This window comes from Leisingera sp. (assembly GCF_982940295.1).
Genome location: NZ_CEYXRG010000030.1, coordinates 16,640 through 39,538 on the forward strand (window position 1 = coordinate 16,640; position 22,899 = coordinate 39,538).

Below are 22,899 nucleotides of genomic sequence, written 5' to 3' on the forward strand. Positions count from 1 at the left end.
CCAGACCGGCAGACGATTGGCCCGGCCCAAAGCTGGCCGGGCCGCGAAATAGGGAGAAGACCAGTGGAAACCCAGGCCAGCACCGGCATGACGCTTCGGGACCGCGCCCGTGAATTCGTCGAACGCCCTTGGGTGACCAATACCATTTTGGGCATCATCATCTTCAACGCCATCACGCTGGGCCTTGGCACCTCTGCCGCGGTGCGGGCGCACGCGGGCGGGCTGCTGGACGTGATCGACACAGCGGTTCTGACCATCTTTGTGCTGGAACTGGCGCTGAAACTGTTTGCCTACGGTCTGCGGTTCTTCTCCTCTGCCTGGAACATCTTCGATCTTGTTGTGGTCTCCTTCGGGCTGCTGCCGGACAGCCAGGGCCTGTCGGCCTTGCGCGGCCTGCGGGTGGTGCGCGCCTTGCGCCTGCTGTCCGTCATCCCGCAAATGCGCGCGGTGGTGCAGGCACTGCTGGACGCCTTGCCGGGCATGGGCGCGGTGATCGTGATGATTTCCATCGTGTTCTACGTGTTCGGCGTGATGGCGACGATGATGTACGGGCAGGCTTTTGACGAGTGGTTCGGCACCCTGGGCCGATCGCTTTACTCGCTGTTCCAGATCATGACGCTCGAAAGCTGGTCGATGGGCATTGTGCGCCCGGTAATGGAGGAGTTCCCCTTCGCCTGGTCTTTCTTTGTGCCCTTCATCGTGATCACCGCCTTTTCGGTGCTGAACCTGTTCATCGGTCTTCTGGTCAACACCATGCAGTCGGCGGTGGAGGCGGAAGCCGAGGCAGAGTTTGAGAAGCTGCGGGATCTGGTGAAGTCGGAGACGGATGTGATCGACGAGCGTGTTCTTGAGCTGCTTCAGGAGATCAAGGCGCTCAGGGCTGAAGTCGCAGAGTTGAAAGGGCAGGGCAATGGCTGACAGCTCGCAGAAGTTCATCGCCCGCAACCGGGCGCCAAGGGTTCAGATCGAGTATGATGTGGAGCTGTACGGCGCCGAGAAGAAGGTGCAGCTGCCCTTTGTCATGGGGGTGATGAGCGATCTGGCGGGGAAATCCACGGTGGAGCAGCCCGCTGTTGCAGACCGCAAGTTCCTGGAAATCGACGTCGACAACTTCGATGAGCGGATGAAGGGGCTGGCGCCGCGCGCCGCTTTCACCGTGCCCAACACGCTGACCGGTGAGGGTAATCTGGCGGTGGATCTGACGTTTGAGAGCATGACGGATTTCTCGCCCGGGGCGATTGCTGCCAAGGTGGATGCCTTGCGGCCCCTGCTGGAGGCGCGCACCCAGCTGCAGAACCTGATGGCCTATATGGACGGCAAGACCGGCGCCGAGACGCTGATCGAGACGATCCTGAAAGACCCGTCGCTGCTGCAGGCGGTGTCGGCGCCGGCGGCGGATACGGACAGTGCTGCTGCATTGGACAGCCTGCGTAATCTGGAGCTGCCGGAGGAAGAGGCGGACACCAGCGGCGACGTGCTGGCAGGCCTTGCCGCGCAGGCACCGGAGGATGCGGCGCCTGAGGATGCTTCGGCCGGGTTTTTGGAGGGGTTGCGCTCTGCCGCTCCGAAGGAGGCTGAGCCGGAAGACACCTCGGCGGATGTGCTGGCAGGATTGAGCGCTGCGGAGCCTGAAGACGCTGGTGAACCGGATCAATCAGCGGATGCCTTGGCGTCCCTGGCGGCGGCCGAAGTGCCGGAAACGGCTGCAGAGGACCGCTCCGCTGCCGTGCTCGAAGGTCTGGCGCAGGCGGAGGTCCCGGAGCCGGAAGAAGAAAATGCCTCCGGTGACGTGCTGGCGGGGCTTGCGGCTGAAGCGCCGGACGAGACCGAAGCGGAGGATACCTCTGGCAGCGTTCTGGACGAGCTGCGGGCGGCGGAGCCTGGTGAAGCGGACGCCGGGGACGGATCGGCAGATGTGCTGGCTGGCCTGAGTGCCGCCGCGCCGCAGGAGGAAGATCAGGGCGACGCGGCTGGAGAGGCGCTTGCGTCGCTGGCGGGGGCGGAGGTTCCGGACGCCGTAGAAGACGATCAGACGGGGTCTGTCCTGGAAGGTCTGGCGCAGGCGGATATTCCGGAGGAGGCGGAAGACACGTCCGGAGAGGTGCTTGCCGGGCTGGCCGCGCAGGAGGTGGATGAGGATACACCGGAAGACACGGCCTCAGCCGCGCTGGAGAGCCTTTCGGACGTTGAAGTGGCCGAGGCGGAAACGGAGGATCATTCCGGCGTTTTGGATGCGCTTGCCGAAACCGCGGTGGACGAGCCTGAAAATACCGCCGCGGAGGACGCGCTGGAAAGCCTGGCGGCTGTTGAGGTTGAAGAACCGGCGGAAGAGGATCCTGCAGGTGCTGCTTTGGAGAGCCTGGCGGCGGCCGACGTGCCTGAGGCTGAAGACGCGGAGGAAGCGTCTTCGGTTCTGGATGATCTCGCCGCAATCGAGGTGCAGGAAGAAGACGAAGACGCTGCCGGGGCCGCGCTGGAGAGCCTGGCCGCGGCGGAGATTGAGGCGTCCGAGGCGGAAGATCGCTCGGACATTCTGGAAGGGCTGGCTGATCTGGAGCCTGACGAGGCCGAAGCGGATGATTCTGCGGAGGCGGCTTTGGGCAGTCTTGAACCTGTGGAGGCCGACGGGGGCGAAGAAGAAGATGTTTCCGGCGTTCTGAGTGACCTCGCGGATGCCGAGCCAGAGGCAGAGGAGGAAGGCGAGGCCGCTGACGCAGCACTGGAAAGTCTGGTGGATGCAGAGGTTTCCGCGGCTGAGGAAGACGACGGCCTGGACGATGTTCTTGGCGGCCTTCTGGAGGATGCGCCTGCAGAAGAAGACGCCGGCAGCGAGGCGGAGGGCGCGCTGGAGAGCCTTGCGTCCGTTGAGGTTGAGGAAGAGGACGATGACGGGTCCGATGACGTTCTGGAAGGGCTGCTGGAGGGCGGCCTGGATGAGGCGGAGGACACGGACGAGGATCTGAGCGCGGTTCTGGATGGCCTTGAGGCACCGGAGGAGGCAGATGCCGGGGAGACTTCTGACGATGTGCTGGCCGGGCTTGCCGATGACCTGCCGGAGGAAACTGCGGAAGAGGAAAGCGGCCTGGAGACGATCCTCGGCGGGCTGGATGCGCCGGAGGAAGCGGAGGACAGCGATGATCTGAACGCCGCGCTGGACACCCTGGACGCGCCTGCGGAGGAAGACGCGGACGACAGCGGACTAGACGATCTGCTTGGCGATCTTGGCAGTGACGGCGTCGAAGATGCGGGGGAGGATGCCGCCGGGGTGCTGGACGATCTGACTGCGGAAGAGGACAGCCCGGAAGACACGGGCGGCGGCGAGCCGGACCTGGATCTGGACGCTTTGCTGGACAACGGGGACGAGGCGGAGGCCACCGCCGGGGATGATGACCTTGACAGCTTGCTAGGGGACCTGACCGAGGAGACAGCAGGCTCGGATGATGATGATCTGGATGCGCTTCTGAGCGGTGCCGATGATGAAGCGGGCGCCGAGGACAGCGGTCTGGATGATTTGCTTGGCGATTTGGATGATGTGGAGGCCGACGCGGCTGAGGAGGGCAGTCCCGGCGCGCTGCTGCCGGACGATGGGGGCTCAGAAGAAGCCGGCGGGGATGATTTGGATGATTTGCTGGGCGATCTGGATGAGCCCGGAGATGAGGCCGCGGAGGAGCCCGAAGACAGCAGCCTGGATGAGATGCTTGGCGGGTCAGAGGACGACGGCGCCGCCGCTGCCGGCGGGGCTGGCGATGATGACCTGGCCTCGCTGCTTGGGGATCTGGACATGGAGGATGCCGGGGAGGCTGATGACGCCAGCCTGGATGATCTTCTCGGCGATCTGGGCAGCGGTGAGGAAGACGACGGTGATCTCGACGATCTGCTGGCTGGTCTTGGGGAAGAGGCGGAAGCCGAGGAAACCGCAGATGCGGAGAGCGCCGAGGATGACCTCGATGCGCTGCTGGGCGGTCTGGGGGATGCGGACTCCGATCTGGACAGCCTGATGGGCGGGGACGGGGATATGGACCTCGACGATCTGCTGGGCGATCTTGGCGGCGATGATGAGGCGGCGGAGGATGCCGGCGGGGATGATCTGGATGCGCTGCTGGGGGATCTGGAAGAAGGCGGCAGCGAACCGGAGGCCGTGGCTGCGGTGGAGGCTTCGGAGGAACCGGAATTCGCCTATGGCACTATGAGCGCGGACCGGCCCGAACCGCAGAAGCTGGCGCGCAAGCGGTTCCGGATGGCCGTGCTGGGGGATTTTTCGGGCCGTGCGGCCAAGGGGCAGCTAGAAACCGGCGACGCGCTGGCGGCGCGCAAGGCGATCCTGCTGGACCCGGATACGGTTGAGGATGTGATCGAGCGCTTTGCCACCGAGCTGGTCCTGCCGATCGGCAAGGAGGGTGCCGGGATTGCGGTCAAGCTGGAGGATCTGGACGGCCTGCATCCGGATGAGCTCTATGAAAACGTTGAACTGTTCTCGGAGCTGGTGGGCCTGCGCAAGCAGCTGCAGAGCGGCGCGACGGCGGATCATGCGGCCAATACGCTGAAGGCCTGGGCGGAGAAACACGGCACCAAGGCGCGGGCGCCCAAGCGGACCTCGGCGGGCAATGCAGTACCTGCTGACAAGCGGTTGAGCGCCTTTCAGCAGCTGATCAAGGACACCGGCATTACCCCGCGTCCGGCGACGCCGGTGGAGGACCTGCTGGCGCGGGTTGTCGGCCCGCATATCCGGGCGCTGCCGGATCCGGACGTGGCCGCGATGCAGAAGGCGGTGGATGAGGCGCTGTCGGATGCGATGCGGCTGGTGCTGCATCATCCGGAGTTCCAGTCGGTAGAAGCGCAGTGGCGCTCGCTGGATCTGATGGCGCGCTCGATCGAGGCGGACGATACGCTGGATGTGATGCTCTATGATATCTCGGCGGAGGAGCTGGCGGCGGACCTGGCCGCGGAAGAGGATCTGTCGAAGACAGGCTTTGTGCGCCTGCTGACAGAGGAGCCGCTGGATGAGGAGAACGGCCGCGGCGGCTATTCGGCGCTGATCGGGATGTATCAGTTCGAGGAAACGCCGCCCCATGCGGAACTCTTGGGCCGGATCGCGCGGGTGGCGGCGCATGTGGATGCGCCGTTCTTCGCGTCGATCTCGCCGGAGTTCCTGAAAACGCCCAAGGCGGAGCGGCCCAAGCTGGTTGCGGAGGCCTGGGATACGCTGCGGGGCATGGCGGAGGCCGGGCATCTGGGGCTGGTCAGCCCGCGGTTTTTGCTGCGGCGGCCATATGGGGAGAAAACCGAGCCCTGCTACGAGTTTGATTTCGAGGAATTCACCGAAGCGGAAGGCCTGAAGGGTATGCTCTGGGCCAATCCGGTTGTGCTGGTGGCGATCCTTTTGGGGCGGTCCTTCAAGGAATACGGCCCGTCGCTGCAGCTGGGTAAGATTATGTCTTTGGGGGGGATGCCCTATCATTACGTGAACGACAGGTTCGGCGACCAGGTGGCGCTGCCCTGCACTGAGCGCAATATCGACCTGGACAAGATCGCGCTGGCACAGGAGCGCGGCTTTATGGCGGTGAGCGCGGTCAAGGGGCGGGACGAGGTGCGGCTGACCTCCTTCAATTCCTTGAAGGGCAGCGAAATTCTGGGGCCCTGGACCGGATTGCCGGCACCAGAGCCCTCGCCGCCGGATCCGCGCGGCCTGCCGAAACCGGCGGCTCCTGCGGGCGGCGGGGATGAAGATGACCTGGATTTGGGCGGAGATGACGGGGACGATCTCGGCCTGGATGACCTGGACCTCGGGGGTGATGAGGAAGACGACCTGGATCTGGGCGAACTGGACTTCGATGCCGATGACGGGGGGCTTGATGATCTGCTGGCGTCGTTTGGGGATGACGACGACGAGGATGACGACGACGGCAGCGGCGATGAGGAAATGGATGCAGAACTCGCCGCGCTTTTGGATGATTTGTGATGCGAATGTTTGAGAACACTGCCGGTGATTTCCGGCCCGGTTCCCTTCGCGGAAAGGAGGAACCATGGTTGTAAGCAAGGGCCATGAAAACGACCTCGCCTGGATGTCGGGGAGCTACAGCACCGATGGGCTGATGCTGAGCCGCGCAATTGTGCGCGAGGGCTTGAGCAAGCTGACCGAGACCACCATCGAATTTGCCGCCACCAAGGCCCAGCCCAAGCTGGAGGATCTGGTCGGCAAGACGATGAACGTGCATGTGATGCGCAACCCGGACACGGAGCAGCAATTCTCAGGCCTGTGCATCTCGGTCGAATACCTTGGGTTCCGCAACGGCTATGAGATGTATGTGGCGGAGGTGCGCCCCTGGTTCTGGCTGCTTACGCGGACCAGCGATTTGCGGGTGTTCCAGGAAAAGACCACGGTCGAGATCATCAAGCAGCTGTTCAGCGAGTACGGGTTCAGCGACTACACTGACAAGCTGAGCGACAGCTATGAGCAGCGCGAGTACTGCCTGCAGTACCGCGAGAGCGACTATGCCTTCCTGTGCCGGCTGATGGAGGAGGAGGGGATCTATTTCTACTTCGACAGCACCACCAGCCCCAGCAGCCCCGAGAAACTGGTGCTGTGTGATGGCGTCAGCGGCCATTCTCCAATCAAGGGCGGTGCGGAGATCGAATTTCACGCCCGCGACGACCGCGACCGGCGGCGGGAGGAGCATATTTCGGAATGGGCCAAGGAGGAAATCCTGACCCGCGGCAAGGTTACCCTGAACGATTTCGACTTCCTGACCCCGTCGGCGGATCTGAAAGCGGCCACGGCCATTGCCAAGGGCAAGCATTCCCACAAGGATTACGAGGTTTACGATTACCAGGGCCATTACCGAAAGAATTCCGGCCTGGGCACCAAACGGACACGGGTGCAGATGGAGGCGCAGGCGATCAAGCACAAGCGCTGGCGCGGCGCGTCCAGTGTGGCGACCCTGGGCACCGGCTATACCTTCACAATGAAAAAGCATCCGGTTGCGGAGAATAACCAGGAGTATCTGGTCACCGATGCAGAACACCACATCAAGCTGGCCTGGGATTACGGCGAGCGGGAAAGCCGCACGACCGAGGTCGCAACCTCGGGCGAGATGCGCCATGACGTGAAGCCGCGCAACATGGACTACCCCAAAGAGATGGAGCACGACACCTATGCGGCCACCTTCGGGGTGATCCCTAAGTCCGATCAGTTCCGGGCGCCGCTGGTGACCCCCTGGCCGGAAGTGCAGGGGCTGCAGACCGCCACGGTGGTCGGCAAGAGCGGCGAGGAGATCTGGACCGACGAGCACGGCCGGATCAAGATCCAGTTCCACTGGGACCGCGAAGGGCAGGAGAACGAGACTTCGTCGTGCTTTGTGCGGGTGATGACGCCCTGGTCTGGCAAGAACTGGGGCATGGTGGCGATCCCGCGGATGGGCCAGGAGGTGGTGATCCAGTTCGAGGACGGCAATCCGGACCGGCCAATCTGCACCGGCATGCTTTACAATGCGGAAACAATGCCGCCCTATACCTACCCTGACGATCAGACCCAGCTGGGGATCAAGACCAACTCCTCCAAGGGAGGCGGCGGCTATAACGAGCTGATGTTCGACGACAAGAAGGACAGCGAACTGATGCGGGTTCAGGCCGAGAAGGACCACCAGATGCTGGTCAAGGACCGCTCGACGGTGACGGTCGGCATGGATGCGCCCGACCCGGAGGTCACTTCGGCGGACGAAAAGAGCTATGTGTTCACGGTCCAGCAGCACATGACGGAAACCGTGCACCAGGGCGACCGCACCGAAGTGGTGGAGACCGGCGACAAATCCGAGAACATCCAGACCGGCAACATGACCCTGGATGTGGATACCGGCAACCTGACCGAGACCATTGCCCAAGGGAACCACACAGAGACTGTCTCGCTGGGCAATCTGACCGTCGATGTGACCGCGGGCAAGATCGCGATGAGCGCAGGCCAGGAGATCAAGCTGACCGTGGGGGCCTCGGAGGTCAAGATCGACAATTCCGGCGTGACCATCAAGGGGCCGATGATCAAGATAGAAGGCTCCGGCATGGTCGAAGCCAAAGCACCGATGACCACCGTCAAAGGCGAGGCCATGCTGACCCTGAAGGGCGGCCTCACGATGATCAACTAGGTGGTGCAGATGTCGGCAAGATTTGAAAAGCTGATCAAGATGCCCGCCGACCCGGTGGCCAAACTGCTGTCGCGGGCAAATGTGATCCTGAAGACGCCGCTGGAGGCGCCGCCAACGGCGCAGGCAGGGGTGGTGCTGGAGGAGCTGGACCGCAAGGGCGCGCTGGTCGATCTCTTGCGGGTGCTGGCCGTTCTGCTGCCCCCGCGGGAACGGGTGTGGTGGGCCTGTTTGGCCGCGCGCGACTATATCGGGCCGCGGTCGGACAAGGATCCGGCCTCGCTGACGGCGTCGGAGGCCTGGGTGTTCGAGCCCAGCGAGGAAAACCGCGACAAGGCGCGGATCACCCTGGATCATGCCTATGTGGATGATGACACGGTGAACTGCGCGCTTGCGGTGCTCTACGCCGCGGGAACGCTGGGACCCGGAGAATTGAATCAATATCCTGCCCCGGCAGGCGCCTCTGAGGCGGCGGCCTTTGCCATGAATATGGTGGCCTTGGGTCAATTGTCTGATAAGTTTGAAGAACACGGCGGCGTGCTGGTTGAGCGCGCGCTGGATATCGCGCGCGGCGGCAAAGGTCAGGTGATCGAAGTCCCGCAGCACGCGGCGCAGGAATAACGGGGAGGATGTAACAGATGGGAATGCCACAGGCCCGGTTGACGGATCTACATGGCTGCATGCTGCCCTCCACCCCGCCGCCGCCGGTTCTGCCGGTGCCGACGCCGATCCTGCCGCCCTGTGCGGTAACTGTACTGGTGGGGAAGCTGCCGGCTGCGCGGTTGGGCGACATGTGCACCGCGGCGCCCGCGCCGCACCCGATCATCAAGGGGTCCGCAACGGTGCTGATCAACAGCATGCCGGCCGCTCGGATCCTGGACAACACCGCCTGCGGCGGCATGGTCGTCAAGGGTGAATTCACCGTGCTGGTGGGAGGTTAGGCCCAGTCATGGGAGTGACGCTGAAGTTTCAAAGCTCGGGCGCGATGCCCGGCGATGCGGCCCCTGTTCCAATGCGGGGGCCGAGCCTCACGGTGGGGCGCGGGGCCAGCTGCGACCTGGTGCTGCCGGATCCGGACCAGATGCTGTCGCGCAATCACTGCGTGATCGAGGATCACAACGGCAATGTGGTGGTGGTGGACCTGAGCTCCAACGGCACCTTTCTGAACTATTCCAAGATCCCGCTGGGCCGGACGCCGACGCCGCTCAACAATGGCGATGTTCTTTGCATCGGCAACTATGAGCTGGTGGTGGAGATCCGCGACGATCTGATGGACCTTGGGGACATGATTGCGGCACCTGCGGCGCAGGCGCCCATATCGCACGGCAACGCAGCGAATGCGCCCGATCCGCTGCAGCTGCTGGAGGACAGCGGCACGGGCGGAGATTTCCTGGACGATCTATTGGGCGAGGGGCCGAAGGGGCCCGCGCAGCTGAACCCGGTCGACCCGATTGATGAACTGCTGCCGCCGCTGGGCGAGGAGGAGGATCCGTTCTTCCAGAAAGCCAGCGACGGGCGGGAAGGCGAGGGGGCCAGCCTGGCCAACCACAATCCGACCGCCTCGGACGGGTTTGCCGCGCCCGCGGCGCAGTCCGGCATGATCCCGGACGATTGGGATGACGAGTTCCTGTCCGGCATCGGCGGGCCGGAGGAACCGGAGCCCAAGCCCGAGCCGCCGCGCGAGGTGCCGCCTCCGCCGCAAGAAGTGCCGCCCTCGGGTCCGCCGCAGGAAGCCCCTCCGGCACCGCCCCAGGAAACACCGCCTTCGCCGCCGCCGCAGGAGGCCCCGCCCTCTGCACCGCCCGAGATTCCGCCTTACCAGAAATCGGGTGCGCAAGCAGCGCCGCCTGCCGGGACGCAGGACGCGCTGGAGGCTTTTCTAAATGGCGCCGGCACCGAAATCAGCATCGACCCGGCGGATCAGGCCAGCACCATGGCGCGAATGGGCCGGGTGATGCGGACGCTGGTCACGGGCTTGCGCGAAATCCTGATGACGCGGACCTCGATCAAGTCGGAATTCCGCATTGAGCAGACGATGATCTCGGCCGGCGGAAACAATCCGCTGAAATTCTCGATCACGCCGGAGCAGGCGATCGAGGCGATGGTGCGCCCGGCGACCAAGGGCTACCTCAGCCCCGAAACCGCCGCCGAGGAGGCGCTGAAGGACATCAAGGCGCATGAGGTGGCGATGGTCACCGGCATGGAGGCGGCGCTGAAGGGCGTGCTGAAACGCCTCGACCCCAAGGCGCTGGAAGCGCAGATCGAGGACAAGGGCGGCTTTACCGGCCTCTTGCGGGGCAAGAAGGCACGGTACTGGGACGTTTACGAACAGCTTTATGCGGAGATTTCCGACCAGGCTGAGAATGATTTTCACGACCTGTTCAGCCGCGAATTTGCGCGGGCTTACAAGCAGCAGCTGGACAGGCTGAAGGAATGATTGGCGGCGCGCTCTGGCGCGTGCCTGCAAAGTAAGAGGAGATCCCGGTGTCCTGGGACAGCAAGGTACTTTGGACGGAGGGGCTGTTTTTGCAGCCGCATCACTTCCAGCAGTCCGACCGTTACAACGAGGCGCTGGTTGCCGGGCTGGCGCGGCGGCTCAGCCCCTATGCCTGGGGCGTGAACGGTCTGGAGATTGACCATGAGGCGCTGAAGATCGGCCAGTTTGCGGTGAAGTCCTGCGAAGGGCTGACCCATGACGGCACGGTGTTCCGGGTGCCGATGGCAGACCCGCATCCGCCGGCAATGGAGGTTCCGTCCACCGTCAAGGACTGCATCGTCTACCTGACCGTGCCGCAGCGGCGGCAGGGGGCGGTGGAGGTCGACCTGAGCGGCGCCGAACGCTCGGCCAGCCGCCTGCGCCCGGACAAGCAGGAAGTGACCGATGTGACCTCGACCGAGCGCAAGCCGGTTGAGCTGGACGTGGGCAAGATGCGCCTGCAATTCGCGCTGGAAGTGGATGATCTGGCCGACCTGCTGGCGGTGCCGGTGGCGCGGATCATCGAGGTGCGCCCGGACAAGGAGATTGTGCTGGACCAGGCGTTTATCCCGTCCTGCCTGGATGTGCGCGCAGCACCTGCGCTGAGCGGTTTCCTGCGGGAGCTGGAGGGGCTTCTGGCGCACCGGATGGAGGCGCTGGCGGGTCGCCTGTCGGAGGCGGGCGGCGCCCGCGGGGTGGCGGATGTGTCGGATTTCATGCTGCTGACGGTGGTCAACCGTATGCTGCCGCAGGTGCGCCACCTGCGCAATATCGAGAACCTGCACCCCGAGCGCCTGTTCACCCTGTGCGCCGGGCTGGCGGGGGAGCTGTCGGTGTTCATGTCGGCGGAAAAGCAGGCGCCGGAGTTTCCGCCTTATACCCATGACAACCTGATGGAATGCTTTGCGCCGGTGATCCGGGTGCTGCGCCAGTACCTGAGCTCGGTTCTGGAGCAGACCGCGATCCCTATAAAGCTGGAGGCGCGCAAATACGGTATCTCGGTGGGCGTCATTGCCGACCGCAAGCTCTTGGGCAATGCGGGCTTTGTGCTGGCGGTCAGCGCCGATATCCCGGCCGAGGACGTGCGCAAGCATTTCTCCGGCCAGGCCAAGATCGGCCCGGTGGAGGAGATCCGCCAGCTGGTGAACTCGGCGCTGCCGGGGATCACGCTCCGCCCCTTGCCGGTGGCGCCGCGGCAGATCCCCTATCATTCGGGTGTTGTCTATTTCGAGATGGACGCGGACAGCCCCTATTGGCGCAAGATGACCACTTCGGGCGGAATCGCAGTGCATGTGTCGGGACAGTATCCGGGGCTCAAAATGGAGCTTTGGGCAATCCGTAATGCATAAGGGAAGGCGCTGAGATGGCTGATTATGACGATCCCTTTGCCGAACCGGGGGATACCGACAAGACGGTGATCAAGCCGAACCCGGGCGGGCGGCGCTCTGCCGCGCCGATGCAGCAGCCGGAGACACCGCAGGCCCAGCCGGCGCCGGAACAGCCCGCCGCGCCTGCCGAGGCCGGTCTGGATGCCTATGGCGTGCCGCAGGCGGCGGCACCGAAACCGCAGGCTGCTGCGAGCGGTCAGAAAGCGCCGAAGATGGCGCTGACGGGGATGAACCAGCTGACCGCCTGCGCCTCGACCCTGTTTGCGCTGATTTCGCGCATCCGCAACCGGGCCCAGCACATGGACCCGGACGCGCTGCGCAAGAGCGTTGTGGCGGAGGTGCGCGCGTTTGAAAACCGCGCCTTGCAGGCGGGCATTGCCGCGCAGACCGTGAAGATCGCGCGCTATGCGCTGTGCGCGACGCTGGACGATGTAGTGCTGAACACGCCCTGGGGCGGGCAGTCCTCCTGGGGCTTGCAGTCGATGGTGGCGACCTTCCACCGCGAGGTGGTCGGCGGCGACCGGTTCTATGACCTGCTGGCGCGGCTGGAGAAAGAGCCGGGCGCCAATATCGACATGCTCGAGTTCCTCTATATGTGCCTGTCGTTGGGGTTCGAAGGACGCCTGCGGGTGGAGCAGGGCGGTTCCGAGAAACACCTGCAGATCCGTGGCGCGCTGGCGCGGATCATCCGAAACCAGCGCGGGCCCGTCGAGCGCGATCTGTCGCCGCATTGGGAAGGCCTGGTGAAACCGTTCAAGGCGCTGTCGGTATGGCGGCTGGTGTGGATCACGCTGGCGGCCACCGCCGCGGTGCTGGCGCTGCAGTTCATTGGCCTCAGCTGGATGCTGTCGAACAAGACGGAGAATGTGGTGGGGCAGCTGTCCATTGTCGACTCAGGCCCCAAGGTGGAGCTGGAACGGCGGGCGCCGCCGCCGCCGCCGCCACCGCTGGCACCGACCACAGAGGAACAGGTCGCCAAGGTGGCCGGCTTCCTGGAGCCGGAGATCAAGGAAGGCATCGTGCAGGTGTTCCAGAAGGGCAACACGCTGATCATCCGGCTGACCGGCTCTGGCATGTTCGGCTCCGGCTCGGATCAGCTCAGCAAGGCGTTCCGAAACCCGGTGAACCGGGTGGCCGAGGCACTGAATGATGAAAAAGGCAGGATTATCGTGGCAGGGCATTCCGACAATGTGCCGATCCGGTCGTCGCGCTTCCCGTCCAACATGGCGCTGTCGCTGGCGCGCGCGAAATCGGTGATGGCGGGCATGGCCAAGGTGATGACCAATCCGGACCGGCTGTCGGCTGAGGGCCGCGCGGACAAGGAGCCGATTGCAGACAATAGCACCCGCGCAGGGCGGGCCAAGAACCGCAGGATCGAAATCCTGCTGGTTCAGGAGGTTGAGGGATGATCCGCCGTTATATCTTTCCCCTGTTCCGGTCGATCTACACCATCCTGCTGATCCTGGCGTTGGTGCTGTCGGCCTGTGTTTGGTTCTTTGCGCCCTTCATTGGGAGTTCCGAGTGGCGTCCGTTTGACGGCGTGATGGCGCGGCTGATCACCATCGGGGTAATCTTCCTGCTGTACTTCATCATCGTCGGCCTCATCTTCTGGCGGCGGCGCCGCAAGGACAAGGAGATGACCGAGGAGATGGCCGAGGTGGCGGACACCTCGGAAGATGATGTTTTGTCGGAGGAAATCGGCGAGCTGCGCGGCAAGTTCAAGGACGCGATGAAGGAGTTGCGCAAGTCCAAGGGCGGCCGCCGGCACCTGAACGACCTGCCGTGGTACATCATGATCGGCCCGCCGGGTGCGGGCAAGACTACTGCGATTGTGAATTCCGGCTTGCAGTTCCCATTGGCCGAGAAAATGGGCAAGGCAGCGATTGGCGGCGTTGGCGGCACCCGCAACTGCGACTGGTGGTTCACCAATGATGCGGTGCTGATCGACACCGCCGGGCGCTATACCACTCAGGAGAGCGATGCGGATGCGGACAACGCCGCCTGGCTCGGCTTCCTGGGGCTGCTCAAGAAATACCGCAAGCGGCAGCCGATCAACGGCGCCATCGTCGCGATTTCGCTGTCGGATCTCAGCTTGCAGGACGAGATCACCCAGAAAAGCCATGCCGCCGCGGTGCGCCATCGCCTGACGGAGCTGCGTGAAAAGCTGGGGGTGCGCTTCCCGGTCTATGTGCTGTTCACCAAGGCTGACCTGATTGCCGGCTTCCAGGAATTCCACGACAACTTGGGCAAGGAGGACCGCGAACAGGTCTGGGGGTTCACCCTGCCGCTGCCCAAGGGCAAGAAGGAAGGGCCGCCGATTGCTGCGTTTGACGAGGAATTCGGGCTGCTGCTGGGGCAGATCAACGCGCAACTGCTGGAGAAGATGCAAACCGAGACCGACCATCAGCGCCGGGCGCTGATTGCCGGCTTCCCGGCGCAGGTGGCCTCGATGCGCGGGGTTGCCCGCGACTTCCTGATGGAGGTGTTCCAGGACAACCGCTATGCGCAGCGTCAGATGCTGCGCGGGGTCTATTTCACGTCCGGCACGCAGGAAGGCACTCCGATTGACCGGCTGATGCTGGGTATGGCCCAGACGTTCGGTATCGGACGTCAGGCGATAGGCTCGGGGCAGGGGACCGGGCGTTCCTTCTTCCTGACCCGGCTGTTCGAAGGCGTGATGTTCCTGGAGGCGGGGCTGGTTTCTGCCGATGACAAGGTCGAGCGCCGCTACCGCTGGACGCGGCGGATTGCCATCGCCGCAACCGTGCTGGTTGCCATTGCGATGGGCACGCTGTGGGTTCGGTCCTATCTCAAGAACACCGATCTGATTGCCCAGGCGGAGGGCCAGGTCTCGGCCTATCAGGCTGCCGCGGCCCAGCTGCCGCCAAGCCCGGTCGGCGACACCGATCTGGTGCCGGTGGCCGCGGCGCTGAACAATCTGCGCGACATGCCGGGCAATCCGGTGCTGTCGGACCCGGAGCCTGAGCGGGCGATGACCTATGGCCTCTATCAGGGCGAGGTGATTGGCACCCAGGCCGCCCAGACCTACCGCGCGGCTCTGAACCAGCGCCTGCTGCCGAGGCTGCTTGTGCGGCTGGAGCAGCAGATCGAGGGCAATATCAACAACCCCGATACCTTGTATGAGGCGCTGAAGATCTACCTGATGCTGGGCCTGCAGGGTCCGATGAACCAGGATTTGGTCAAGGAATGGATGCGGCTGGACTGGGAAAACATTGCTTATCCCGGCATTGCCCGCACCCAGCTGCGTGCGGACCTGATGGACCACCTCACGGCGCTGCTGTCGCAGCCGATGGAGGAGATTGCGCTGAATGGTCCGCTGGTAGCCCAGGCGCAGAACATCCTGTCGGAAATGCCGCTGGCGCAGCGGGTCTACAACGGTATCCTCAATTCGCAAAAGGCCACCAGCCTGCCGAAATGGCGGATCACCGATGTCGGCGGCCCGTCGGTCAAGCGGGTGCTGGTCCGCAGCTCCGGCAAGCCGCTGAATGACGGGATCGAGGGCATCTTTACCTATGATGGCTTCCACAATGTGTTCCTGCCGGAAGCGGTAAGCGTCGCCGAGCGTGTCCACCGCGAGGCCTGGGTACTGGGCGAACAGAGCGGGGCCGCCCAGAACGAGGCGGTTTTGCTAAAGCTTAGTCGCGATGTGCTGGACCTCTATTACAACGACTACATCAGCCGTTATGACCAGATCCTTGGCGATATCGACATCATCCCGCTCGAGTCGCTCTCCCATGCGGTGGAGGTGACCAATGTGCTGTCAGGGCCGACCTCTCCGATCGTCAATATCCTGACCGACGTCAGCAAAGAAACCCGGCTGAACGAGGACAAATCGCTTCTGGACGCGGGCACTCTTGCCGCGGGCGCCCAGAACGTGGCCGCGATTGAGGCGCGTTCCAACCTGTCGATCCAAGGGCAGATCCTGCTGGAGGCGCTGGTCGGCTCTGCCGAAAATGCGCCTGGTCAGGCGGCCAAGCCGCCCGGAGCCTATGTGCAGGAGCGGTTCCAGTGGCTCTATGACCTCGTCAACAGGCCAGAGGGGCAGCCCTCGCAGCTGGATGATCTGATGGGGCAGCTTCAGATGGTCTATCAGGAGCTGAACAAGATGTCTTTCTCCGGTGTTGCCACCGGCGGGCAAACCGGGCAGGCACTGTTGCAGTTCCAGCAGACCGCCAGCCGCATGGGCGGCCCGCTGCCCCGCTGGGCAACGCAGATTTCGGCGGGCTCCTCCGGGATCACCTCTGAGGGCACGCGGGCGTCGATCAACGCGCGCTGGCAGTCCGCCGTGCTGCCGTTCTGCGAACAGGCGCTGGCCAACCGGTATCCATTCAACCGCTCAGCCCGGGCAGATGTGGCGATGGCGGATTTTGCCAAGCTGTTTGCGCCGGGCGGGCTGATCGACGGCTTCTTCAATGACCAGCTGCTGAAATATGTCGACACCCGCAGCCGCCCCTGGACGTGGAAGCGTGTGAATGACGTGGATCTGGGCATCAGTCAGGCGGTGCTGCAGCAGATGCAATATGCCTCTGAAATCAAGGAAGCGTTTTTTGCCGGCGGCGCGCAGCCCGCGGTGCAGTTCCAGATCACCGTCAACGCGCTGGACCCCAAGGCCAAGGAGGTTCTGCTGGAGATCGACGGCACCAAGGTTGCCTATAACCACCGCTCCGGCGCGCCAACCCCGGTGGCGGTGACCTGGCCCGGCTCGGTCGGGCTGGCGCGGATTACCCTTCTGCCGAAAAAGCGCGACGCCGAAAACGTGATGTCGCGCGACGGGCCGTGGGCCTGGTTCCGGCTGCTGGACGCGGCAGAGGTGCGCCGCACCAATGTCTCGGACCGGCGCCGGGTGAATTTCCGCGTGGGCGGCCGACTGGCGCTGTTTGAGCTTCAGTCCGGTTCGGTGATCAACCCCTTCGCCCTGCCGGCGATGGCAAAATTCAGCTGCCCGAAGTCGATGTGATGGCGGGTTTTGGCGCCTTCGGTAAGATGCCGTCAGCCGGGGATTTTTTCCGGCTGAACACGCCGGGCGGGTTTGTGCGGGTGTGGGATGCCTGGCTGCAGCAGGTTCTTCTGGACGGCAGGGCGGCCTATGGCTCAGGCTTTGACGCGCACTATATGACCGCGCCGATCTGGCGGTTCACCCTGCCCGCCGGACTGGGTGGTTCGGGTAAGGTCATGGGCGTCATGATGCCCTCGGTCGACCGCGTCGGGCGCCGGTTTCCGCTGACGCTGATGGCGGGATTGCCGGGGCAGGGCGCGGTGGCGTTGTACCATTTCGGCGAGGCCGCATTATTTGAACGGCTGGAGGATGTGGCGCTGGATGCATTGGAGGACACGATGACCAAGGACCGCCTGGCAGAAACACTCGCAGACATACAGGCTCCGGAAGCACGGGTTGAAGGCCCCTGGCCGGATCCGGGTGTGGCGGTGGTTCTGGCAGGGAGGCATGGCCTGGAGAGGCTGCCTGCCGGTTTGCCTGGCGATGTGCTGGGCGCCCGGCTGGCGGGATGCAGCCTGTGGACGGCAGTTCTGGACGGGGAGCCGCGGACGCTGGCGTGCAGCGGGCTGCCGCAGGGCCTTGCGGCGCTGGGGCTGTTTGACCTTGGCGCGCCGGTCTGGGCGGGGGCCAAGGTTTCATGATGAACCCGATGCGCAAATACCGTTACACCGCGAAAACCCATGTGGGGCTGAAGCGCAAGGTCAACGAGGACGCCGTGCTGGCACTGCCGGAGCATGCCATCTGGCTGGTGGCCGATGGCATGGGCGGCCATGCAGCGGGTGATTACGCCAGCCGCTTGATTGCCGATGCTGCCGCGACAATCCCGCAGGGGCTGGATCCGGCGGCGCGGATGCGCGCGCTGCGGGATGCGATCCAGACCGCGCATAAGGCGATCCGGGCGGAGGCCGCCTCCCGCGGCGGAGGCACCATCGGTTCAACCGTGGCGGCGCTGATCATGGCGAACCAGCACTTTGTCGGCCTTTGGGCCGGGGACAGCCGCATCTACCGGCTGCGCGATGGCCGGATCGAGATGCTGACCGAGGATCATTCGGCGGTGGCGGAATATGTGCTGGCGGGCAAGATGACCTGGGATGAGGCCGACCAGCACCCGCAATCCAATGCCATCACCCGCGCCGTCGGGGTGGGGGAGGACCTGGAGATCGATAAGGTCCGCGGGGATACAGAGCCGGGCGACCGCTTCCTGGTCTGCTCCGACGGGCTGACGAAATACGCCACCTTCGCGATCCTCGAAGATGTGCTGGGCGCCACACCTATGGAAACTGTCGGTGACCGGCTGATCCAGATCGCGCTGGACGGCGGCGGCGCAGATAATATCACCGCCGTTGTGGTTGATGTGATGTAAGCGGGCTGTTCTCCTGTACGGGAGGACGCCCGGAAAACTCATTTTCCGGTTCTGCGATTAGGGTTTGGCAGTAACCAGAATACGGCTGTCGAGAGAGCGGATGCGGCTGGAATCCGCCTCGTAGCTGGCCTGCAGCGCTTCTGCAAAACCCACGGCGCTTTCCGAGGTCGGGCGCATGCCGTCAAACAGCGGCTCCGAGGAGTGCAGCACCAGAACCTTGCTTTTACCCAGGGTGCTGTCGTCCACCTTGAAGGCGATGCCGCCGCCGGAGGAGGATTCCTCCAGGCTGTAGGCGACCCGCACAGGCACATCGCCCGCAGCACCGTCGCGCAAACTGGCCACCGCATTGTCGGGCCGCGCGATATTGGGCAGCAGGTGGAACACGTTGCCGGATACATCCAGCACCGAGACGGTCAGGTAGCCATCGGTTACATCCGCCGGCAGCACCACGTCGATCACTGGGTTTTCCCCGACAAAGAAGCGGCCCGACGGGTTGGGCTCGACAGACGAGCCGCCCACCGCAAATTGAACCTCCGCACCGCCGGGGGGCGCCTTGGGCAGGTGCTGCTCCACCACGCAGAGAGAGTCGTTCAGCACTTCGACATCCAGCACCACCTGCCGTTCATGGGCCAGCGCACGCAGGGCGTCGAACAGTTCCAGCCGGGTTCCGGTGCTGGCAACCCGCCCGCTGATCAGGATCGGATCGGTGGGCGCATAGCCGTCGTAGTGGCCGTTGCCGTCGCGCACAAGCGGTCCGCAATCGGCAAAGGCCTCCATCACCGCCTTGACCTCAGCCACCGGCAGCATCGGCAGTTCAAACCGGATTTCCGCCTTGCCCTCCAGCGCGCCGGGAAGGCCGTTGCGGAAACGTTCGTTCAGCATTTCTGCAGTATTGGTGTCGTCGGTTGTGCCCGTCAGGCGGGCCTTGTTGTTGCTGACCACCAGCCGCCATTCGCGCAGCCCCTCAAGCGGCTGCACCGTGTCCAGCACATCGGCGCCCCAGGTCTCTGCGATTTCACCGAAGGCAAGGGTCAGGTCCGCGTCCTGCGCCAAGGCCAGCAGGGCGTCCCGGGTGGCCTCTGATGGCACGTTGCCGACGATCTGCACCGGGCCATCTGCCGGTTTTTCGGCGATCAGGGAATAGGGGCGCACAATCGGGTACGACGGTCCCATGAAGCTGTCGAGCATCCCGCTGAAATAGGCTCCCGCACCGCCGCCGCCGAGAAGCAGCAGAACTGCAAGGGCCGCCCACAGGCCGCCGCGGGTTTTCTTCTCCTGAGCTTTCTCCGGCGCCGGTTTGGGCGGGGGAGGCGGTGCCGGCTGGTGCGTTTGCGGCACGATGATCGTGGCATCTTCGGCTGCGGGCCCGTCCAGCACATCCGCCAGGCTGCCGCCGTCGGGATTGTCGAGGAACGCCAGCACCTCGCCTGCGCTTTGGAAGCGGTCATCCGGGTCCGGTGCGCACATCCTGTCGATCAATGTCTTGAGCGGTTCCGGCACGCCGCTGGTGTCCAGAGGCTTCTGCTTGTTTTCGACCACTTCCATCGGATTGGCGCCCAGCCTGGGCGCTTCGCCGCGGAAGTTGGCCAGCAGCAGCGCCCCCAGCGAATAGATGTCGGAGCGCGCGTCGGTTTCGCCGCTCATCTGTTCCGGTGCGGCATAGGAGTACTTGCCGGCAAATTCATTGCCGACAATGGTCTGGGCACCAGGGTTGGTGTCCTTGGCAATGCCGAAATCGATGATCACCGCTTCGGCCGGGTCGCCGCCGCGCAGGATGATGTTATCGGGGCTGAGGTCGCGGTGGACGATGTTGCGGGCGTGCGCGGCCTGAAGCCCTTCGGCGACGCGGCGGCAGATCACCAGCAGATCCTCGGCCGCCATCGGCCCCTGTTTCAGGCGCTTGTCGAGGCCGGGGCCTTCGACGTAATCCATCAGCAGGTAGATATGGCCGTCCGGCGTGCGGTGGTTTTCCGAATAGCGGACCACCGCGGCATGGCGGATTTCGCGGATATTCTCCTCGCGCGCCATCAGCACGGTAAAGTCCTCATTGGCGGCAAGCTCTTGTTTCAGCACCTTCAGGGCCACCAGGTTGCCGGAGATTTCCGACCGCGCCTTGTAGACATCAGATGTGCCGCCACGCCCCAGCAGGCCTTCAATCCTGTAGGTGTTGTTCAGCAGATCACCCGGCTGAAACAGGTCGCCAGGGCGCGATTCAAGCATGTAGTTCTCCCTGGCCTGCAGTCCGCCGCGAGTCCAAACCGGGCTTAGCCCAGAGCCTGGAATTCGACGCGGCGGTTTTCGTCCGCACGCGGGTTGTTCTGGTTAAAGGGGGCAGTCTCGCCCATGCCGATCGCCTTGAGCATGTCCTCGGGCACGCCGCAGGAGCTTATCAGATGGCGGCGCACTTCCTGCGCGCGCAGCAGCGACAGCCGCTCATTATAGGCTGCGGAGCCGGAACTGTCGGTATGACCGATGATCTGGAACACGGTGCCGTCCATCAGCTTCATCGACTCGCACATATTGGCCAGCTTCGGTGCCTGGTCCGCGCGCAGCGCAGCGCTGTCGAAGTCAAAGGAGATCTGGACATTGATCTGGGTTTGCCGGTCGACCGGATTGTATTCCTCAGCCGCGGCGGCCACGGTCGCAGTTTCCTGCGCGGTGTCCTGGGTTTGCTCCGTGCTGCTGGGCACGATCACCAGGCCGCGTGTTTTCTGTTTCTTGAAGGCGTTGGTGATTTCCTCAACCGACAGTTCACCGCCGTTTGATTGCGCCTGCGCCAGCGGTGCAAAAATCAGGCCGGCCCCCAGAATACTTGCGAAAATTCCTTTCAGGCGGATCATGCTCAGCGCCCTCCCCTACCGTTGCAACATGGACTGCAGCTTATACCAGCACCCGCGGCCTGCCAATGGCAGGCACAGGCCCTCCGCGGAAAAAAACATGGTGTTTCCGGCAAGTTGTAATCAGGGGGTTTACTGACGCGCGGCGAAGGATTGAAATGGGTGCAGATGAACCGGGAGGAAACATGCGGGTTCTGCCAGCAGTCATAATTGCTATTGGCCTGGTGCTGGCCCCGGCGGTCTGGTTCGGGCTGAGCTGGCTACTGAGCGAGGAAGATTACCAAGGGGCTGGCGGTGTGGATTCCACCGCGCGGATCGAGATTGAGATGCTGCGCCAGCAGGTCGAGGATCTGCAGGCCCGGGTCAGCGATTTGCAGAATGAAGTTGCCAGCCTGCCCGCGGGAGGGGCAGGCACAGGAACCCCTTTCACCGATGACGCGGCAGGTGAGGCCGCGATCTGGAACCAGACCGAGGGCGCGGACCTTGATTATGCCCAGGTCGTGCTGATTGCCGACCGGCTGAACGTGAACCGCGGGCTGAAGGTGACGGGCGGCCGCTACCTGACAGAGAAACTGGGCCGTCCGCGGCAAGATCTGAACGACCACTGCCAGCCGATGACGAACCCGGACCTGAAGGAAAAGCTGGTGACAGAGCAGGTTGGCCCGATCCGGGTCAGCATGCTGCGCCCGGCAATCGAAAGCCTGAAGGTGGTTTTCGAGAACATCCGCCAGGCGGATCCCGATCTGTATGCCCGCATCAACACCGCCGGGGCGCTGTGTGTGCGCCGGATCCGCGGCACCTTGAGTTCGTTGTCCACCCACAGCTATGGGCTGGCGGTTGACCTTAACATCGACGGCAAGCTGGACAATTTCACCGACGGTAAGACCCAGCTTGGGCTGACCATCATGGCTGATTTTTTCTACGATCAGGGCTGGGTCTGGGGCGCAGGCTTTCGCCGCGAGGACAGCATGCATTTCGAAATCAGCCGCCGCCAGCTGGACCAGTGGCTGGCTGAGGGGCTGTTGTAGAAACCCGCCTCAGGCAGATCTTAAAAGTACCTTGCTGGAGTCGATCGCCGCTGCAATCCTCTGATAACGCACAATAGACCGTGTGGGCGAGTTTTCCGCGGACCTGAGCAGTTTGGTCTGGGCTTCCTCCAGCACGGCCAGCGCCTGCGCCTTGGCAGCGGTTTGCCGTTCCGGTGCGACAGCGACAATCGGGCGGTGCGACCGCTCAGTGCTGTTCAGCGACCGCGCCTTCCCCCTTGGTTTTGAGGGGTCACGGTTTTCCCGCGCAATCTGCCGCAGATCCCGGGCCGTATCCTGCAGGATTTCTCGCAGCGGCTCATGGCCAGGCAGGCCAGCCAAATCCTTTTCCAAAGCTTCGAAACGTTCGGCCAGGCAGTCGATAAGGTAGGGTCCTACAATGCCGCACAGATTCCGGAAGCCTGCGACACGGTCCACCACTTCGTCAGCAGAGCGTATGCGGTTGCCAAAGAACCGTCCGTTTCCGGATGGACCTCCGTAGGTACTGCCTTCGCCATCGCCGCCGCCACTGCCTCCACGAGAGCTAACGCCACCAGCACCGCCGTCGCCGCTGCCGCCATCACCGCTGCCGCCGGCGCCGCTGCCGCCGTCGCCGCTGCCGCCATCACCGCTGCCGCCATCACCGCTGCCGCCATCACCG

Annotated in this window: 15 protein-coding genes and 1 pseudogene; 13 read left to right on the forward strand and 3 right to left on the reverse strand. The window is 64.0% G+C overall.

What is annotated here, in order from left to right:
• Positions 1–87: 87 nt before the first annotated feature.
• From AC4HIX_RS19575 to AC4HIX_RS19630, 12 genes and pseudogenes are all read left to right on the forward strand, one after another.
• Positions 88–918: an ion transporter gene (locus AC4HIX_RS19575; RefSeq protein WP_475054708.1), complete on the forward strand. Its 831-nt coding sequence runs from the start codon at positions 88–90 to the stop codon at positions 916–918.
• Positions 911–1,408, forward strand: a pseudogene (gene tssB / locus AC4HIX_RS19580) (type VI secretion system contractile sheath small subunit); the annotation flags it as partial. The gene AC4HIX_RS19575 and the pseudogene tssB, both read left to right, overlap by 8 nt.
• 1,029 nt (positions 1,409–2,437) lie before the next feature.
• On the forward strand, positions 2,438–5,959 hold the full coding sequence (locus AC4HIX_RS19585; protein ID WP_490400234.1) for a type VI secretion system contractile sheath domain-containing protein: 3,522 nt from the start codon (positions 2,438–2,440) through the stop codon (positions 5,957–5,959).
• Between the two features lie 64 nt (positions 5,960–6,023).
• Positions 6,024–8,135, forward strand: coding sequence for a type VI secretion system Vgr family protein (locus AC4HIX_RS19590; protein WP_490400224.1), 2,112 nt, complete (start codon positions 6,024–6,026; stop codon positions 8,133–8,135).
• A gap of 9 nt (positions 8,136–8,144) precedes the next feature.
• Complete coding sequence (locus AC4HIX_RS19595) at positions 8,145–8,753, forward strand: DUF6931 family protein (RefSeq protein WP_475054681.1); 609 nt, start codon at positions 8,145–8,147, stop codon at positions 8,751–8,753.
• A 17-nt stretch (positions 8,754–8,770) separates the two neighbouring features.
• Positions 8,771–9,073, forward strand: coding sequence for a PAAR domain-containing protein (locus AC4HIX_RS19600; RefSeq protein WP_490400225.1), 303 nt, complete (start codon positions 8,771–8,773; stop codon positions 9,071–9,073).
• Between the two features lie 8 nt (positions 9,074–9,081).
• Positions 9,082–10,569 (forward strand): type VI secretion system-associated FHA domain protein TagH, encoded by a 1,488-nt coding sequence (gene tagH, locus AC4HIX_RS19605; RefSeq protein WP_490400226.1) that lies wholly within the window; start codon positions 9,082–9,084, stop codon positions 10,567–10,569.
• Between the two features lie 47 nt (positions 10,570–10,616).
• Positions 10,617–11,957, forward strand: a complete 1,341-nt coding sequence (tssK, locus tag AC4HIX_RS19610; RefSeq protein ID WP_490400227.1) for a type VI secretion system baseplate subunit TssK — start codon at positions 10,617–10,619, stop codon at positions 11,955–11,957.
• 14 nt (positions 11,958–11,971) lie between these two features.
• Positions 11,972–13,405, forward strand: a complete 1,434-nt coding sequence (tssL, locus tag AC4HIX_RS19615) for a type VI secretion system protein TssL, long form (RefSeq protein WP_490400228.1) — start codon at positions 11,972–11,974, stop codon at positions 13,403–13,405.
• Entirely contained in the window at positions 13,402–16,974 is a 3,573-nt protein-coding gene (gene tssM / locus AC4HIX_RS19620; protein ID WP_490400229.1) for a type VI secretion system membrane subunit TssM, read from the forward strand. The genes tssL and tssM overlap by 4 nt, the downstream gene beginning before the upstream one ends.
• Positions 16,974–17,654, forward strand: coding sequence for a type VI secretion system-associated protein TagF (tagF, locus tag AC4HIX_RS19625; protein ID WP_490400230.1), 681 nt, complete (start codon positions 16,974–16,976; stop codon positions 17,652–17,654). Before tssM ends, tagF begins: the two co-directional genes overlap by 1 nt.
• Complete coding sequence (locus AC4HIX_RS19630) at positions 17,654–18,376, forward strand: PP2C family protein-serine/threonine phosphatase (protein WP_490400235.1); 723 nt, start codon at positions 17,654–17,656, stop codon at positions 18,374–18,376. Before tagF ends, AC4HIX_RS19630 begins: the two co-directional genes overlap by 1 nt.
• A 57-nt stretch (positions 18,377–18,433) precedes the next feature.
• Here the strand turns inward: AC4HIX_RS19630 and AC4HIX_RS19635 are convergent, their stop codons facing one another.
• Both AC4HIX_RS19635 and AC4HIX_RS19640 read right to left on the reverse strand, forming a co-directional pair.
• A complete protein-coding gene (locus AC4HIX_RS19635; RefSeq protein WP_490400231.1) occupies positions 18,434–20,596 on the reverse strand; it encodes a serine/threonine protein kinase in 2,163 nt (720 codons plus the stop codon).
• A 44-nt stretch (positions 20,597–20,640) separates the two neighbouring features.
• On the reverse strand, positions 20,641–21,216 hold the full coding sequence (locus tag AC4HIX_RS19640) for an OmpA family protein (RefSeq protein WP_475054668.1): 576 nt from the start codon (positions 21,214–21,216) through the stop codon (positions 20,641–20,643).
• 182 nt (positions 21,217–21,398) lie between these two features.
• On the opposite strand from AC4HIX_RS19640, the gene AC4HIX_RS19645 reads away from it, so the two are divergent.
• Entirely contained in the window at positions 21,399–22,241 is an 843-nt protein-coding gene (locus tag AC4HIX_RS19645; RefSeq protein ID WP_490400232.1) for a M15 family metallopeptidase, read from the forward strand.
• Between the two features lie 9 nt (positions 22,242–22,250).
• Here the strand turns inward: AC4HIX_RS19645 and AC4HIX_RS19650 are convergent.
• Positions 22,251–22,899 (reverse strand): hypothetical protein (locus AC4HIX_RS19650; protein WP_490400233.1); only part of this gene is annotated, 649 nt, incomplete at its 5' end.